Origin of the sequence: Brevundimonas vesicularis, from assembly GCF_027105095.1 — a bacterium.
Lineage (GTDB): Bacteria > Pseudomonadota > Alphaproteobacteria > Caulobacterales > Caulobacteraceae > Brevundimonas > Brevundimonas vesicularis_E.
In genome coordinates, this window is the sequence record NZ_CP114278.1 from 855,658 (window position 1) to 872,189 (window position 16,532).

The 16,532-nt window shown below is 67.3% G+C and carries 11 protein-coding genes; 5 read left to right on the top strand and 6 right to left on the bottom strand.

Annotated elements, in window-relative coordinates; genetic code table 11:
* Positions 1-25 precede the first annotated feature (25 nt).
* Positions 26-766 (top strand): DUF4893 domain-containing protein, encoded by a 741-nt coding sequence (locus O2K97_RS04180; protein ID WP_269220570.1) that lies wholly within the window; start codon positions 26-28, stop codon positions 764-766.
* Here O2K97_RS04180 and O2K97_RS04185 read toward each other — a convergent pair.
* The 3 genes from O2K97_RS04185 to O2K97_RS04195 all read right to left on the bottom strand — a co-directional run bounded on the left by O2K97_RS04185 (position 763) and on the right by O2K97_RS04195 (position 4,914).
* Positions 763-1,251 carry a hypothetical protein gene (locus O2K97_RS04185; RefSeq protein WP_269220571.1) on the bottom strand — a complete coding sequence of 163 codons (489 nt, stop codon included), beginning with the start codon at positions 1,249-1,251 and terminating at the stop codon, positions 763-765. The two genes, O2K97_RS04180 and O2K97_RS04185, sit on opposite strands and share 4 nt — an antisense overlap.
* Before the next feature lie 89 nt (positions 1,252-1,340).
* Positions 1,341-2,981 carry a serine hydrolase gene (locus O2K97_RS04190; RefSeq protein ID WP_269220572.1) on the bottom strand — a complete coding sequence of 547 codons (1,641 nt, stop codon included), beginning with the start codon at positions 2,979-2,981 and terminating at the stop codon, positions 1,341-1,343.
* A 46-nt stretch (positions 2,982-3,027) separates the two neighbouring features.
* Positions 3,028-4,914 carry a BCCT family transporter gene (locus O2K97_RS04195; protein WP_269220573.1) on the bottom strand — a complete coding sequence of 629 codons (1,887 nt, stop codon included), beginning with the start codon at positions 4,912-4,914 and terminating at the stop codon, positions 3,028-3,030.
* Positions 4,915-5,090: 176 nt separating this feature from the next.
* Between O2K97_RS04195 and O2K97_RS04200 the strand changes: the two genes are divergently transcribed.
* Entirely contained in the window at positions 5,091-7,391 is a 2,301-nt protein-coding gene (locus tag O2K97_RS04200) for a TonB-dependent receptor domain-containing protein (RefSeq protein WP_269220574.1), read from the top strand.
* A 31-nt stretch (positions 7,392-7,422) separates the two neighbouring features.
* Here O2K97_RS04200 and O2K97_RS04205 read toward each other — a convergent pair whose 3' ends face one another.
* Positions 7,423-8,064, bottom strand: coding sequence for a LysE family translocator (locus O2K97_RS04205; RefSeq protein WP_269220575.1), 642 nt, complete (start codon positions 8,062-8,064; stop codon positions 7,423-7,425).
* 173 nt (positions 8,065-8,237) lie between these two features.
* Between O2K97_RS04205 and clpB the strand changes: the two genes are divergently transcribed.
* Positions 8,238-10,826 carry an ATP-dependent chaperone ClpB gene (clpB, locus tag O2K97_RS04210; protein ID WP_269220576.1) on the top strand — a complete coding sequence of 863 codons (2,589 nt, stop codon included), beginning with the start codon at positions 8,238-8,240 and terminating at the stop codon, positions 10,824-10,826.
* Between the two features lie 1,324 nt (positions 10,827-12,150).
* A complete protein-coding gene (locus O2K97_RS04215) occupies positions 12,151-12,489 on the top strand; it encodes a GIY-YIG nuclease family protein (protein ID WP_269220577.1) in 339 nt (112 codons plus the stop codon).
* Positions 12,490-12,884: 395 nt separating this feature from the next.
* Here the strand turns inward: O2K97_RS04215 and prmC are convergent, their stop codons facing one another.
* The gene (gene prmC, locus O2K97_RS04220) at positions 12,885-13,796 is read right to left on the bottom strand and encodes a peptide chain release factor N(5)-glutamine methyltransferase (RefSeq protein WP_045811073.1); all 912 of its coding nucleotides are present in this window, start codon (positions 13,794-13,796) and stop codon (positions 12,885-12,887) included.
* 62 nt (positions 13,797-13,858) lie between these two features.
* On the opposite strand from prmC, the gene O2K97_RS04225 reads away from it, so the two are divergent.
* Positions 13,859-15,163: a YihY/virulence factor BrkB family protein gene (locus tag O2K97_RS04225; protein ID WP_269220578.1), complete on the top strand. Its 1,305-nt coding sequence runs from the start codon at positions 13,859-13,861 to the stop codon at positions 15,161-15,163.
* On the opposite strand, the gene hslU is transcribed toward O2K97_RS04225, so the two are convergent.
* Positions 15,153-16,454 carry an ATP-dependent protease ATPase subunit HslU gene (hslU, locus tag O2K97_RS04230; protein WP_269220579.1) on the bottom strand — a complete coding sequence of 434 codons (1,302 nt, stop codon included), beginning with the start codon at positions 16,452-16,454 and terminating at the stop codon, positions 15,153-15,155. The genes O2K97_RS04225 and hslU overlap by 11 nt on opposite strands.
* Positions 16,455-16,532: the final 78 nt, after the last annotated feature.

Below are 16,532 nucleotides of genomic sequence, written 5' to 3' on the forward strand. Positions count from 1 at the left end.
GTCATGACAACCGATGGAGACGCTGATGCGCCGCACCCCTCTGGCCGTTCTGGCCCTGATGACCACGACCGCCCTGGCGGCCTGTGGCGACAACAGTCCCGCCGCACCGACCGAGGCCTCGCCCGCCGTGACCACGCCCGCGGCCGGCGTTCCGCCACAAGCCGCGCCTGAGGCGACGGCGACGCCGCAACCTCAGACGACCCCAGCCGAGGGGATGCAGGGCGGAACCGACGATTGGCGCAAGGTCGCCAACACAGCCGACGCCAGCCTGCTGGGGCGGCTGGACCAAGCCTGGCGCATGGCCCGCGCCGAGGCCGAGGAGGGTGGCTTCTCGCGTCAGGTCGAGGCCCTGGGACCGCTCGCCGACCCTAATGCGGGGCAGAGCGGCCGCGTCCAACCCGGTCAGGGGAACTATCGTTGCCGCACAATCAAGATGGGCAGCCGCAATGGCTCGGGGCTGGCCTATGTCGAATATCCCTGGTTCCGCTGCACGGTTGAACTGACGGCGGGCGGCGACCTGATCCTGACCAAGCTGACGGGCTCGCAGCGCACCCGGGGTCTGATCTACCCCGACACCGACCGCCGCGGCGTCTACATCGGCGCCCAGGCCTGGGGCGCCGACGAGAACCGGTATCCGGCCTACGGCGACAGCGCCGAGCGGGATCAGGTCGGCGTCATCGAACGCATCGGCCAGAACCGCTGGCGCCTGGTCCTGCCGTGGCCCAAGCAGGAAGCTAAGCTGGAGCTGCTCGAGATCACCGGCTAACGCGCGCCGGTCGATCGGCTGATCGCCGCGCGCATCCCTTCGGCGTGAAGCGCGCCGGAGGGGGCAATCTTGGTGTTCGGCGTTTCGCTGGGCCCAAGATCGGCGGTGCGATCGTCCGGTCCGGTCCAGGTCGGGCTTTCGGCCTTGCGACGAACGGCCTCGCGCAGATTGTCGGTCGCCGTCGCCGTCGCCGTCGCGACCGCCCCGCCGGATTTAGGGCCGGATTTACGCCGGTCCATCTCATCGGCGACGCGGGCGATGGCCTCGGTCAGCAGCGCCTTCTTCTCGCGCGCGCCCGCATCCGGGCCGCTCTCTCCCGCACGAACGCGTCCTCGGATCTGACGCTGCACCCGGTCACGCCGCCCGCGCAGCCGCCCGATCAGGTCGCGCAGTTCCGCCGGCGAACGCTCGGCCAGCGCCTTCGTCTGTTCGACCAAATCCGCCTCGTCGCGATCCAGCGCGCGCGGGTTTGGGGTCTTGGACATGACGGTCTCCCTTTCGATTGATGGGAAGATAGCGTCAGGACGCCAGGGCCGTTCCGGTTTGCGACCCTGGGTCACAGGGTCGTCCGAGGTCACACGCGCGTCAGTCTCAGGTCCTGATAGTCGTAGCTGAAGTCGATGTCGGGGCTGACCCCCTTCACCGTCGCCGTCGCCGGTTTGGCCGTCAGGATCGAGAAGGTGACGAAGGCGTCCTCCTCGCGCTTGTCCGGGAAACGGGTGCGGAAGGTCTCGCCGTCATACGGCTCCAGCCAGCCTTGCAGGGCGGGCGTGTGGGTGAAGCTCAGCCACAGGCCGCTCTTCCTATTTCGGCCGCGTCCCTCGGTCTTGGGCGCAATGACGATGTCGCCGTACCACGGATCGCGCCAGGTCCCCGCGTAGGCGTCCAGCGGCATCGACGGAGGCGCGCCCGCCGCCTGTTTGGCGTCGATCTCGGCGGCGGCGGCGATGGATTTCGCATTGCCCTCGGCCTCCAACTTCTTGGAGTCTGCGATCCAGTCCACATCGACCTTGCCCATGCAGATGTCGGTGATGCCGGACCGCAGGGCGCGCAGCAGGAAGCTCTCCTCGGCGTTGGAGAAGACGCTGAAGCCGGTCTTGCGGCCGGGGATCAGCACCGTGGCGGAAATGCCGCCGGGCGAGCCGCCGCCGTGGCTGGCGATCCGCTCGCCGCGATAGTCCTGAACCTGAAGACCCATCGCATAGGTCGAGGCGATGGATCGGTTGGGCAGTTCCGCCGTCGGTCCGGCCGACGATCCGACGATGATGTTGGGGCGATACATCTCGCGCGCCGCATCCTCGGAATACAGACGCGTCCCGTCCGCCAGCTTGCCGTCGTTCAGCCGCACGGCGATCCATTTGGCCCAGTCGGTCGGGGTGGTGCAGATGCCCCCCGCCGCCGCCGCCGAATCCCAGTTCCACACCTCGACGATGGACTTGGCGATGGGCGTCATCGCCCCCTGATAGCGCAGCGGCGGGCCGACCCGGCCGTGGGGCAGGGCGGACTTGGACGCATCGGCCAGACGCGCCAGCGGCACGGTTTCGGTCATCCCCACCCTGTCCAAGATGCGGGTCTGGATGAAGGCCTCCCAGCTCATCCCAGACACGGCCTCCAGCACCGCGCCCGCGACCACGAACATCAGGTTGCAGTAGTGATAGCGCGCCCGGAAGCCGTCCTCGATCGGCACGAAGGCGGCCTGGGCCAGCACCTCGGCGCGGGTGCGGTCCGAGTTGGGCCAGAACAGAAGGTCGCCGGCGCCCAGGCCGAACCCGGCCCGATGGCTCAGCGTATCGCGCACCGTGATGTGTTCGCCGATATAGGGATCGGACAGGGTGAAGCCGGGCAGATAGGTCCGAACCGGCTCATCCCACTTCACCTTGCCCTCGTCGACCAGGATGGCCAGGGCGGCGGCGGTGACGTTCTTGGTGTTGGAGGCGATGGCGAACAGGGTGTGCTCATCGGCCCGCGCCGGCTTGCCCTGAACCTTGACGCCATAACCGCGCGCCAGAACGGTCGCCCCGTCCTTGACCACCGCGACGCCCAGCGCCGGCTGATCCGGCCAGGCCGCCATGCACTTGGCCACATAGGCGTCCACCGCCGCCGCCAGCGACGCATCGTCGTTCGCCGGCGTGCTCTGGGCGAACACGGGTCCCGCCGCCAGCGCCGCCGCGCCTCCGGAAGCGAACAGGGTGCGGCGCGACAGACGAAGGGACATGGCGAACTCCAGCGAAGACCGCCGGACGCTAGCGCCCCTTCGTCGTCTAGGCCAGTCGCCAGCGTTGAAGCTTTTCCAGCACGTCGGCGACGATCTGGTCGCGGGTGAAGCCGGTGATGTCGTGGGGGCGTTCGCCCTCGCCGGTCTGGGCGGTCAGTCGCCATTCCAGCAGGCGACGGCCTTCGGGCGTCTCGCGCTGGATCACGGCGGGACGCGGACGCGAGCGGGCGCCCAGGCGATAGACGAAGGTGCGCTCGCCCTGTTTGACCGTCAGCCAGGCGACGCCGTCGTCACGCCCGATCTCGGACTTCGCCGCCTCGGCCTCCATGGCGGCGTGAACCGTTTCCAGCGCGGGCAGGCCGTGGCGCTCGATCTCGCTCAGAATGTCGGCGCGGCTGGCCGGGGCCAGGATGCGTTTCAGCTGCTGCGCCAGGGGCGCGCCTTCGGTCTCAAGGCTGCGACCCGCGACGTCGGCGTTCATCTGGCGCACCAGGCCGATCGATAGCAGGATCATGATCAGGACGAAGGGCAGGGCGGCGGCCAGGGTGGCGGCCTGCAGCGCGCCCAGTCCGCCCGCCAGCAACAGGGTCGCGGCGATCAGGCCCAGCAGCAGGCACCAATAGACCCGCTGCCAGCGCGGCGTGTCATCGGCCCCTCCGGAGGCGATGGTGTCGATCACCAGAGCGCCGGAATCGGCCGATGTAATGAAGAAGACCGCCACCAGCAGGATGGCCAGACCCGAGGTGAAGGCCGCGCCCGGCAACTGCTCCAGGAAGTAGAACAGGGCGGTCGACAGATCGGCTGAGACGGCGTTGGAAATCGCGCCCGCCGCCTGGCCCATGTCCAGGCTGATCGCCGTATTGCCGAAGACCGTCATCCACAGGAAGGTGAAGCCGGCCGGCACCAGCAGCACGTTCAGCAGGAACTCCCGCACCGTTCGTCCGCGCGAAATCCGGGCGATGAACATCCCCACGAACGGCGACCAGGCGATCCACCAGGCCCAGTAGAACAGGGTCCAGTCCGCCATCCAGGCGCGCGGCTCATAGGCGTAGAGGGTGAAGGTCCGCTCGACGAAATGGCTGAGATAGAAGCCGAAGTTCTGGACCAGGGCCTTGAACAAGAAGCCGGTCGGCCCGACCACCAGCACGAACAGCATCAGCAGCACCGCCAGCGTCAGGTTCAGCTCCGACAGACGGCGCACCCCCTTGCCGACCCCGCTCATGACCGAGGCGGTCGCCGCCGCCATGACCACGACGATCAGCCCGACCTGAACCCAGGCCGTGTTGGGAATGCCCAGCAGATAGGTCAGGCCGCTGTTCATCTGCGACACGCCGAAACCCAGAGACGTGGCGATGCCGAACGCCGTGCCCCAGATGGCGAAGATGTCGACCGCATCGCCGATCGGCCCGTTGACGCGCTTGCCCAGCAGAGGCGACAGGCCCGACCTCAGCGTCAGCGGAAGACCCTTGCGGTGCGCGAAGAAGGCCAGGCTGAGGCCCACCAGCGCATAGATCGACCAGGCGTGCGCCCCATAGTGGAAGAAGGTGATGCCCATGGCCTGACGCGCTGCGTCGAAGGTGCGGCCGGCGCCCTCGGGCGGATTGATATAGTGCTGGATCGGCTCGGCCACGCCGAAATACATCAGGCCGATCCCCATGCCGGCGGCGAACAGCATGGCCAGCCAGGACAGATAGGGAAAGTCCGGCTCGGCGTCGTCCGGCCCCAGCTTCAGCGCGCCCGTCGGGCCGATCGCCAGCACCAGCACCAGTCCCACGAAGGCGGCGACCGAGGCGATATAGAGCCAGCCGAAGGTGTCGATCACCCAGGCCTGAACACTCTGGAACAGGCGGTCGGATTCTCCCGGCGCGACGATGGCGACAAGCAGCAACAGCGCGATGATGGCGCTCGCGCCCCAAAACACGCGGGGGTTCATCTTCGTGGTCAGCATCGGGTCAAAGCGTATGGCGAAGCTGAGGGTTCCAAAGCTTGGCCACAACCGCGCCGTCTCGATGAAGAAGATGTAACTTTGCGATTCAAAGTAACGTCGATAGTCAGGCTTATTGACGGGCGCAAACAGACGCCCGCGCACTCTTTCAGGATCGCCGGGGCATGACCTCTTCCAAACTCGTTCTCATGCTGGGTGCGGCCGCCGTCGTCCTGCCTGGCGCCGCTCTGGCTCAATCCCAGAATTCGTTCCAGACCGCCTCGCAGACCCCGCCGCCGGCGGCGACGAGCCAGCCGGCCGCCCAGCCCCCGGCGACGACGGCCCAGACGCCCGCGCCGCGTACTCAGACGGCCGAACCGGCCCAGCAACAGCAGCCCGCCAGCGTCGGCGACGTGGTCGTCAACGCCCGCGCCAATGACGTGCGCACCTCTATCGATTCCACCAGCTACAGCCTGGCCAATGATCTTCAGGCCACGACCGGGACCCTGGCCGACGCCCTGCGCAACATCCCCTCGGTCGAGGTCGACCCCGATGGCAACGTCAGCCTGCGCGGCGATTCCAATGTCACGATCCTGATCGACGGCCGCCCGGCGACCCAGTTCAACGGCCCCAGCCGCGGCCAGATGATCCAGCAGATTCCGGCCGCGCAGTATGCCCGCATCGAAGTGATGACCAATCCGTCGGCGGCCTACAGCCCCGAGGGTTCGGGCGGCGTCATCAACCTGATCTCCAAGCCCACCACGGTCCGCCCGACCCAGACCACCAACGGCTCGATCCGCGCCAATGTCGGCGACGGCGGCCGCTACAACATCGGCGCGAACATCGCTCATGTGAACGGCAAGACGACCCTGACGGCCGATGCCGGCATCCGTCACGATGGCTATCTGGCCGAAACCAATCGTGTGCGCGAACGTCTGGACACCGGCTCGGGCCGCTTCCTGGAGTCGCGCCAGAGCCAGGACATCGACGGCGCCTCTGACAGCGCCTACCTCCGCCTGTCCGCCCAATATGATCTGGACGCCAAGACCCAGCTGGTCGGCGAACTGCGTCACACCGACGTCGACGCAGGCGGCGACGGCGTCACTCTGTACGAGGCCGACAATGCGGCCGGCGGCATCGGTTCGGCCTATCGCCGCAGCGGAGACGGCCGCTTCAAGGGTCAGTTCTCGGGCGCCACGGCGCGAGTGCTGCGTCGCTTCGACGACCAGGGCCACGAATGGACCAATGAGGTCCGCTTCGACCGCAACAACTTCAACTTCACCTCTGACAGCTTCGTCGATCAACAGATCCCGGTCGCCGCGAACTTCATCGAGGCCACCGCCAATGAAAACCATCAGGACCAGTGGGGCGTCACCAGCGCCTATGTCCGGCCGCTGTCGGACGGCGGCAAGCTGCGCCTCGGCTATGAGCTGCAGGCCACGCTGCTGGAGCTGGACAACCGTGTCGCGCGCGGTCCGACCCAGGCGGCCCTGACGCCCGACCCGCTGGTGTCCAACCGCTTCGACGTCGACCAGGTCGTCCACGCCCTGTACGTCACCTACGAGAAGCCCTTCAGCGAGAAGCTGTCGGCCCAGTTCGGCCTGCGTCTGGAACAGGCGAACCTGGATTTGAATCAGGTCACCAGCGGCATCAAGACGTCCCAGGACTACTTCCGCGCCTATCCGACCGGCCATCTGTCCTACAAGCTGAACGACAAAAACACCGTGCGCGCCAGCTACAGCCGTCGGATCCAGCGTCCCGGCCCGGCCGATCTGAACCCCTTCCTCACCTATGGCGACCCGCAGAACTATCGCTCGGGCAACCCGGATCTGGAGCCGCAGGAGACGGATTCGTATGAGCTCAACTGGCAGCGCCGCGTCCAGCAGACGTTCTACCAGGCGACCCTCTACTACCGCGACACCAACAAGGCCTTCACTCAGACGACCGTCGACCTGGGCAACGGCGTCTTCCTGACCCGGCCCGAGAACCTGGGCGCCAGCACCTCGACCGGGCTTGAGCTGGTCGCCAACGGCCCGCTGCTGCCGACCCTGCGCTACAGCGCCAGCCTGAACGTCTACCGTCAGGAGATCGACGCCGCCGGCATCGTCGGCGCCCAGGATCGCTCGGGCGACGCCGTCTCGGGGCGCCTGTCGCTGAACTGGCAGCCGACGCCCAAGGACTTCGTCCAGATATCCGGCGTCTGGAGCGGCGATCAACTGCTGGCCCAAGGGGTGCGCGAGCAGTCGACCCTGGTCAACCTGGGCTATCGCCGCAAGCTAAACGACGCCTGGTCGATGCAGATGACAGTGCGCGACCTGTTCGACGACTTCGGCTCGACCACCACCCTGACGACCCCGACCTTCCGCGACCGTTCCGAGCAGACCTTCGGCGGGCGTGCGGCCTATATCGGCCTGACCTGGAACTTCGGCGGCGGGCAGCGTCGCCCCGAACAGTTCGACTTCCAGGGTCCGACGACCGGCGGCTGACAAGGCGTCGACCGGCTTGTGAGGCGCGGGCTCAGGTCCGCGTCTCCCAGGCCAGCCAGGCGGCGACCACGATCAGGCCGCCGGCCATCACCGCGCGCAGGGCGCGACCCTGCATCCGGGGCGCCAGCCGCGCCGCGCCCGCGCCGCCGATCACGATCAAACTGTGCACCAGGACGGCGACCGCCAGATGCATGCTACCCAGCGTCAGGGCTTGGCTCAGCGGCGCGCCGTGGTCGGGCCGCATGAAGGTCGGCAGCAGGGCCACATAGAAGACCGCGGCCTTGGGGTTCAGCAGATTGCCCATCAGACCGCGCACGAACAGGCCGCGCAGCGAGCGCGCGTCCGGCGTCGGCGCCGCCTCGATCGTCGGCGCGCGCCAGGCCTCCCACGCCAGCCACAGCAGAAACAGCACGCCCGCCCAACGCAGGCCTTGATACAGCGGCGGCCAGACGGAAAAGACCTCCGTCAGCCCATAGGCGGCCGCCAGCATCCACACCGCCAGCCCCAGGGTCACCCCCGCCACCGCCGCGAAACCGGCCAGCCGTCCCCGCGCCAGGGCGACCAGCGCCAGCCAGCCCATGTTCGGCCCCGGCGTTAGCTCGATCAGCGCCACGGCGATCAGAAAGGGGCCGACGACGGCCGGATCGACGGGCCAGGCGGAATGGGCGATCACGAGGCGCTCCTGTTCGCCAGAGCCTAGTCGCGCGGCGGCGAAACGGACAGCCCCGAAAGCCGCCCAGCTGACCCCTTGTGTGACCCGATCGTCACACCCACCTCGATCTCAACGGCGCGCTGCTCAGCAGAGGGTGCGCTGAAATCCATCCGCCTCCCGAGGGGACTGAAACCATGAATCTCGAACTCTATTCCGACCGCGCCAAACAGGCCGTCCAGTCGGCCCAGTCGCTAGCCCTGGCCCGCCGTCACCAGCAGTTCGCGCCCGAGCATCTGCTCAAGGTGCTGCTGGAGGAACGCGACGGCCTGGCGCGCAATCTCATCACCGCCGCCGGCGGCGACGCCCGCCGCGCCGAGGCCGATGTCGAAACCGCGCTGAAGAAGCGCGCCCAGGTCACCGGCGGCTCGGGCCAGCTCTATCTGGACGGCGACACCGCCCGCGTCTTCGCCGCCGCCGAGGCGGCCTCCAAGACCGCCGGCGACGCCTTCGTCACCACCGAGCGGCTGCTCGCCGCGCTCGCCAGGGAAGGCGGGGTCGCCGCCGAGGTGCTGAAGGCTTCGGGCGTCACGGCCGACAAGCTGGAGACCGCCATCGCCGAGGTGCGCAAGGGCAAGACCGCCGATTCCGCCGGCGCCGAGGACGGCTACGACGCCCTGAAACGCTACGCCCGCGACCTGACCCTGGCCGCCCGCGACGGCAAGATCGACCCGGTCATCGGCCGCGACGAAGAAATTCGCCGCACCATCCAGGTCCTGGCCCGCCGCACCAAGAACAACCCCGTCCTGATCGGCGAACCCGGCGTCGGCAAGACCGCCATCGTCGAGGGGCTGGCACTGCGCATCGTCAACGGCGACGTGCCTGAATCCCTGCGCGACAAGACCGTCATGGCGCTGGACATGGGCTCCCTGATCGCCGGCGCGAAATATCGCGGCGAGTTCGAGGAGCGTCTGAAATCCGTCCTGTCCGAGGTCTCTGCGGCCGAGGGCGGCATCATCCTGTTCATCGACGAAATGCACACCCTGGTCGGCGCCGGAAAGGGCGACGGCGCCATGGACGCGTCCAACCTGCTGAAGCCCGCGCTGGCGCGCGGCGAGCTGCATTGCGTCGGCGCCACCACCTTGGATGAATACAGAAAGCACGTCGAAAAGGACGCCGCCCTGGCCCGCCGCTTCCAGCCGGTCATGGTCGAGGAGCCGACGGTGGAGGACACCGTCTCCATTCTGCGCGGCCTGAAAGAGAAGTACGAGGTCCACCACGGCGTGCGCATTTCCGACAGCGCGATTGTGGCCGCCGCCACCCTGTCGAACCGCTACATCACCGACCGTTTCCTGCCGGACAAGGCCATCGACCTGATCGACGAGGCCGCCAGCCGCGTGCGCATGGCCGTGGACTCCAAGCCCGAGGCCCTGGACGAGATCGACCGCCGCCTGGTCCAGCTCAAGATCGAACGCGAGGCCCTGAAGAAGGAAACCGACCACGCCTCTCAACACCGTCTGGAAAAGCTGGAGGACGAGATCGCCGATCTGGAAGGCCAGTCCGACGACCTGACCGCCCAGTGGAAGGCCGAAAAGGACAAGGTGGGCCAGGGCGCCCAGCTGCGCGAAACCCTGGACCGCCTGCGTCTGGAACTCGCCAACGCCCAGCGCGCCGGCGACCTGGGCCGCGCGTCAGAGATCGCCTACGGCCAGATCCCCCAGATCGAGAAGCAGCTCGAAGAAGCCGAGGCCAACGAGACCAGCGGCAAGGGCCCCCTGACGCCCGAGGTCGTCGACGCCGAACAGATCGCCGCCGTCGTCAGCCGCTGGACCGGCGTGCCCGTCGACAAGATGCTGGAGGGCGAACGCGAGAAACTGCTCCAGATGGAGACCGCCCTCGGCGGCCGCGTGGTGGGTCAGGACGAGGCGCTGGCCGCCGTCTCCGACGCCGTGCGCCGCGCCCGCGCCGGCCTGAACGACCCCAACCGTCCGCTGGGCAGCTTCCTGTTCCTGGGCCCGACCGGCGTGGGCAAGACCGAACTGACCAAGGCGCTGGCCGACTTCCTGTTTGACGACGAGGCGGCCATCACCCGCCTGGACATGTCGGAATATATGGAGAAACACAGCGTCAGCCGCCTGATCGGTGCCCCTCCCGGCTATGTCGGCTATGACGAGGGCGGCGCCCTGACCGAGGCCGTGCGCCGTCGGCCCTATCAGGTCGTCCTGTTCGACGAGGTCGAAAAGGCCCACCCCGACGTCTTCAACGTGCTGTTGCAAGTGCTGGACGACGGCCGCCTGACGGACGGCCAGGGGCGCACCATCGATTTCAGGAACACCCTGATCATCATGACCTCCAACCTGGGCAGCCAGTATCTGGCCGATCAGGGCGAGGGCGACGATGTCGAGGCCGTGCGCCCCTTCGTCATGGACGCCGTCCGCGCCCACTTCCGGCCCGAGTTCCTGAACCGGATCGACGAGATCATCCTGTTCCACCGCCTGGGCCGCGACCAGATGGGCGGCATCGTCCGCATCCAGCTGTCACGCTTCGAGAAGCTGCTCGCCGACCGCCGCCTGACCCTGGACCTGGACGACAGCGCCCTGGCCTGGCTCGCCGACCGCGGCTACGACCCCGCCTATGGCGCACGACCCCTGAAGCGCGTCATCCAGAAGGACCTTGTCGACCCGATCGCGCGCAAGTTGCTGGCCGGCGAGATCGAGGACGGCGGCGTGATCGCCGTCACCGCCGGCGAGGGCGGGTTGGAGATCGGGAAGATGCGGGTGCATTGAGAAATGGTCCGGGAACTTGTTCCCGGACCTAGCGTGTTGTCACGTCACGACGTGTGACAGGCGTTGCAGCAGTAGTAGCAACCGTTGGACTGCCAATAGATTGTTTTGGCTTTTCGAACGGCTTCTCCGCACGAAGTGTAGTCACCCAGATAAGTCCGATTCCAATCCTCGGGTCCTTGCGTGCAGCTATAGGTGTGCACTTCGTGATCGCCGTTCGACTGAGCATTTTGATTGACGTAGTAGCGCATTGTTTCTTTCCAAAGCTGTCATGAAAAAGCGGGCGGCCGAGGCCGCCCGCTGAGTGTCACCGCCAGCCTGGGACTGGGAAGGTCGGGCGATCCGGACGGGTCGGCCGTTGCGGTGGTTGCGGATACGAAGGCCGATCAGGGAACGTCGGACGTTCCGGGATGGAAGGCCGTTGTGGGAAGGTCACCATTGCAAGCGTTCCTTCAACGAGTGCTGTTGGGCGTGCGATGGGTCGGCTTCCACGTCGAACCCGGCGAAGACGTCGGGGGAAGACGGTGGTTATCCGGTACGGTCACGTAGTTCGGCTTAGCGCCGCCTCGCGGCCCCACTTCTTGGAAAATGCCGCCATTGCGGCCGGTGTTTGATCCGGGTTTTCCGGTCATCGTTATTCTCCTTGGAATCACAGGATTCACAGGTTTTCGATGACGCTGTGGACAACCAGTATTGTCGTGCTAGGCACGGCATGTGCACTGATTCGCACAGCGTCGTTCAGGCGCTTACGGAGAGGGGCAACGGGTACTCGGCCTGAGAACTTTGTTCCCCGCGTTCCTCTCCACACTCTCTCACCAAGCCGCTCATGCTGGCTGGTTTCGAGATCATCTTTAAAAAATCCTCTGCTCGGCCCTCCTCCAGAATCGCCAATCGTTTCTCGGCGATTAACGCTACGCAGCCATTATCACTCCCGTCTAGGAGTGCTAGAGCATTTATCCACAAAATATTGGGGCTGCCCCAACATATAGCGTTTTAAGGCTCCGCGACGCACCTCATGTATGGACAGTTTTGGGAGGAGGTGGAGTCGAAAAAAGAACAAAGCAGGGTCAACTGCGCTGTTGGACCACCTCACGCTACTTTCGTCATCCTCCGGCAAGCCGCGTCTTCGCGGCGCAGACCGGGGGACCCAGCGGCGCCGTCAGGCGAAATCTATCCGCCGCACGATGCGGGAAGACCTGGTCCGCGACAGTTTCGCGCTCACGCGCGCCGCTGGGTCCCCCGGTTCCGCTGCGCGGCCCGGAGGATGACGAAAGGAGAGAGCGGCGTGCTGGATGACGAAAGAGGGCGTATGGCATAGGTTGTGCGGATGCCGACGCATCGGACGTTCATCGCGACCTACATCATGGCCAGCGGGCGCAACGGCACGCTCTATACCGGCATGACGGCGAACCTGGAGGCGCGGGTCTGGAAGCATCGCAACGGCGTGTTCGACGGCTTCTCAACCGCGCATGGATGCACGCGGTTGGTCTGGTTCGAGCGGCACGCCTGGGTGGTCGAGGCCATCGCGCGCGAGAAGCGGATCAAGAAGTGGCTGCGGGACTGGAAGCTGAAGCTAATCGAGGCGGAGAACCCGGAATGGCGGGATCTGGCCGAGGACTGGTTTCCGGTGAGCGATCCGAACTGGCGACCACCGGTGGAAGATTAGCTTTCGTCATCCTCCGGCGACCCTTGCGCAAGCGAGGGGAGACCGGGGGACCCAGCGGCGCGCGCTAGCGCGAACCTGTTGCGGACGCGGTGTTTGAGATCGTGCGGCGTTGAGATTTCGCCTGACGGCGCCGCTGGGTCCCCCGGTCTGCGCCGCGAAGCGCGGCTTGCCGGAGGATGACGAAACGATGGGTTAGCCGTCCTATTCCGATAAGGTCAGCCCAACGATTCCAACACCCTGCCGCCCGCCAGCGTCATCCTCCTGCCCACGGCTCCAAACCGTGCGATCCTGTCTCGGTTCGTCCGCAGGGGACGCATCGCACGGCCGGGGAGGGCCAATTCAGACGAATTAGACGAATTAGACGGTGTTTTTGTCCGCCGACCGTCTGATCTCGGTCAGTCCTGCGGGATCGGATTGGTGCGCGGGTCCGGGCCGTTGGTGACGACGCGGTCGCGCTCGCCCAGGTCCTTGATGATCTTGACGTCGGTGAAGCCGGCGGCCTCGAACAGCGCCTTGACCTGCGGGCCCTGATCAAAGCCGATCTCGACGGCGAAGACGCCCAGCGGCTTCAGGATGCGTTTCACCTCGGGCGCCAGATCACGATAGGCCTGCAAGCCGTCGGGGCCGCCGTCCAGCGCCAGGTGCGGGTCGTGGTCGCGGACCTCCGGGTCCAGGGTCGCGATATGGTCGGTCGGGATATAGGGCGGGTTGGACAGCACCAGGTCGAAGCTGGCGTCGCCGAAGCCCGCGGCCCATTCGGTGCGCAGGAAGGTCGCGCGCTCATTCAGGTCCAGGTTGGCGGCGTTCTCCTTGGCCACCGCCAGGGCCTCGGACGAGATGTCGGTGCCGACCCCGCGCGCGGCCGGCCGCTCGGCCAGAAGCGCCAAGAGGATCGCGCCCGAGCCGGTGCCCAGGTCGATGGCGTCGAAGGCCTCGTTCTTGCCGAAGGCCAGCATGGAGACGTCCATCAGGGTCTCGGTGTCGGGGCGGGGGCTGAGGACGTCGGGGGTGACGTTCAGCATGATCTTCCAGAAGCCCTTCTTGCCGACGATGCGCGAGACGGGCTCGCGCTTCAAGCGGCGCTCGACCATGGCCTCATAGGCGCTCAGCTGGTCGGCGGTGATGGGCCGATAGGGGTCGGTCAGGATGTCCATGCGGCTGGCGCCGGCGGCGGCCTCCAGCAGCAGGCGGGCGTCGATGGCGGGGCTGTCGATGCGGCCGGTCTTCAGCCGGGCCTGCGCCGCCTTCCAGGCGGTCAGCAGGGTGGGGGCGTCGGTGTCGGACTTGGGCGTGATGGGGTCGGTCATGGGCGTTGATTGGCCCGGCCCGGCGACGATTTCAAGCGCGACGGGAGGAACGCGAGGCCAGCTTGACCGTTCGCGTCGGGATGACTGCGCGCCGCCCCTCCCGCCTCGCCCCGCTTCGCAACCTGTTCGCCCGGGCGCCCATGCCGGCCGAGCGCGGCCGGGTGTGGAAGTTCCTGGGCGCCGCCGCCGGGGGTCTGGCCGCCGGCGCCGGCGCCGCCCACCTGCTCTACAGCCAGGGGCACAAGGTCGGTGTCGAGCTGCGCGCGCCTCGCCCCGAGCCCCTGCCGCCCAAGGTCCCCACGCCCGAGGACTATGAGGCCCAGGAGCCCGGTCGCGGCCGCATGGCCAAACGGCCCGAGCACATTCCGCACCGGGGCTGGTCCGACATCGTCTGGCGCACCGGCGGGTCCTATTTCGGCGACCGGGTCGGCTTCGTCGCCGGCGGCGTGACCTTCTTCACCCTGCTGTCGCTGTTCCCGCTCCTCGGGACGTTCGTGACGCTCTACGGCCTGTTCGCCGATCCGGCCGACGCCTGGGCCCGGCTTCAGTTCCTCTATGCGCTTCTGCCCTCCAGCATCGCCGAGTTCCTGGGCGGGGAGATGCAGCGGCTGGCGGCCAACTCCAACAGCCAGCTGACCTTCACCCTGATCTGGACTCTGGCCCTGTCGCTGTGGACCGCCAACGGGGCGGTGAAGGTGCTGTTCTACGGCCTGAACGTCGCCTACCACGAGGTCGAGAAGCGCAACATCGTGCGCTACAACCTGATCTGCATGGTCTTCACCGTCGGGGCCATCGTCGCCGTGATGCTGACCTCGGTCCTGGTCGTCGGGGTACCGGTTGTGGTGCGGCTGTTTGGGCTGGAGGAGGAGTGGGGCCTGATCGCGCCGCTGCGCTGGCCGCTGCTGCTGGCGGGCTATATCGCGGCCCTGACCGTCATCTATCGCTTCGGCCCCTGCCGTCAGCGCGCCCGCTGGCGCTGGGTCACGCCGGGCGCGATCTTCGCGGCGGTGCTCAGCCTGACGGTGTCCTTCCTGTTCAGCTGGTATCTGTCCAACTTCGTGCGGACCGACAGCTACGGCCCGCTTGCGGCCATGATGGGTTTCCTGCTGTGGACCTGGCTGTCGGTGCAGGTGATCCTGATGGGCGCCGAGCTGAACGCCGAGATCGAGCACCAGACCGCCGTGGACACCACGACCGGCAAGCCCCTGCCGATCGGCGAGCGGGGCGCCAAGGTCGCCGACAGCATCGGCGCCCGCCGCGGCAACCCCGCCGCTCTCGCCTTCACCCAGCGCCAGGCCGAGCGGGTGGCGGACCGCCTGCGCGGCCGCCAGAACCGCAAGGCCGCCGAGCGCGTCGCTACAGAATGAAGCGGCTCAGATCGACGTCCTTGGTCAGGGCGTCCATCTTCTCGCGCACCGCGTCGCCGTCGAAGGTCACGGTCTGGCCCGACAGATCCGAAGCCTTGAAGCTGGTCTCCTCCAGCACCCGCTCCATCACGGTCTGAAGCCGGCGCGCGCCGATGTTCTCGACCGCGCTGTTGGCCGCCACCGCCGCATCGGCCATCGCCTCGACCGCATCGTCGGTGAAGGTCAGGGTCACGTCCTCGGTCGCCAGCAGGGCCTGGTTCTGACGGATCAGATTGGCTTCCGGCTCGGTCAGGATGCGCCTGAAGTCGTCGCGCGTCAGGGCCTTCAGCTCGACCCGGATCGGCAGGCGTCCCTGAAGCTCGGGCAGCAGGTCCGAGGGCTTGGCGACGTGGAAGGCGCCCGAGGCGATGAACAGCACATGATCGGTCTTCACCGGCCCGTACTTAGTCGAGACCGTGGTGCCCTCGATCAGGGGCAGCAAGTCGCGCTGCACCCCCTCACGCGACACGTCGGCGCCGGATGCGCCTTGGCGAGCCGCCACCTTGTCGATCTCGTCCAGGAAGACGATGCCCTCGTTCTCGGCCAGTTTCAGCGCCTCCTGCGTCAGGCTGTCCTGATCCAGCAGCTTGTCGCCCTCTTCGGCGATCAGGGGCGTCGTCGCGTCGCGCACGGCCAGCTTGACGGTCTTGGTGCGCCCGCCGCCCATCTTGCCCAGCATTTCCGACAGGTTCAGCAGGCCGACATTGCCGCCGCCCGGAATGTCCAGGCCCTGGATCGGAGAAGCGGTGTCGGCCAGCGCGATCTCGATCTCCTTGTCGTCCAGCTCTCCGGCCCGCAGCTTCTTCCTGAAACTGTCCCGCGTCGCCGGCCCTGCGCCCGGTCCGACCAGGGCATCCAGGATCCGGTCCTCGGCGGCGGCCTCGGCCTTGGCCCGCACGTCGCCGCGCCGGCGCTCGCGCACCATGATCAGGGCGCTTTCGACCAGGTCGCGCACGATCTGATCCACGTCGCGGCCGACATAGCCGACCTCGGTGAATTTGGTCGCCTCGACCTTCAGGAAGGGCGAGCCGGCCAGCCGCGCCAGCCGACGCGCGATCTCTGTCTTGCCGACGCCGGTCGGGCCGATCATCAGGATGTTCTTGGGCGTCACCTCGTCGCGCAGGTCGGCCGGCACGCGCTTCCTGCGCCAGCGGTTCCTCAGGGCGACGGCGACGGCGCGCTTGGCGTCGTTCTGGCCGACGATATAGCGATCCAGTTCGGAGACGATCTCGCGGGGGGTCAGTTCGGTCATGCGACGCAGATAGGAGAGGCCGAACCGTTGCGGGAGAGGGGCGGGGCGTCGCAGCGCGCACAAAATCCTATCGTCATC

Coding starts and splice junctions, on each gene's coding strand:
- O2K97_RS04180 (WP_269220570.1), top strand. CDS start 26: ATGCGCCGCACCCCTCTGGCCGTTCTGGCCCTGATGACCACGACCGCC.
- O2K97_RS04185 (WP_269220571.1), bottom strand. CDS start 1,251: ATGTCCAAGACCCCAAACCCGCGCGCGCTGGATCGCGACGAGGCGGAT.
- O2K97_RS04190 (WP_269220572.1), bottom strand. CDS start 2,981: ATGTCCCTTCGTCTGTCGCGCCGCACCCTGTTCGCTTCCGGAGGCGCG.
- O2K97_RS04195 (WP_269220573.1), bottom strand. CDS start 4,914: ATGAACCCCCGCGTGTTTTGGGGCGCGAGCGCCATCATCGCGCTGTTG.
- O2K97_RS04200 (WP_269220574.1), top strand. CDS start 5,091: ATGACCTCTTCCAAACTCGTTCTCATGCTGGGTGCGGCCGCCGTCGTC.
- clpB (WP_269220576.1), top strand. CDS start 8,238: ATGAATCTCGAACTCTATTCCGACCGCGCCAAACAGGCCGTCCAGTCG.
- O2K97_RS04215 (WP_269220577.1), top strand. CDS start 12,151: ATGCCGACGCATCGGACGTTCATCGCGACCTACATCATGGCCAGCGGG.
- prmC (WP_045811073.1), bottom strand. CDS start 13,796: ATGACCGACCCCATCACGCCCAAGTCCGACACCGACGCCCCCACCCTG.
- hslU (WP_269220579.1), bottom strand. CDS start 16,454: ATGACCGAACTGACCCCCCGCGAGATCGTCTCCGAACTGGATCGCTAT.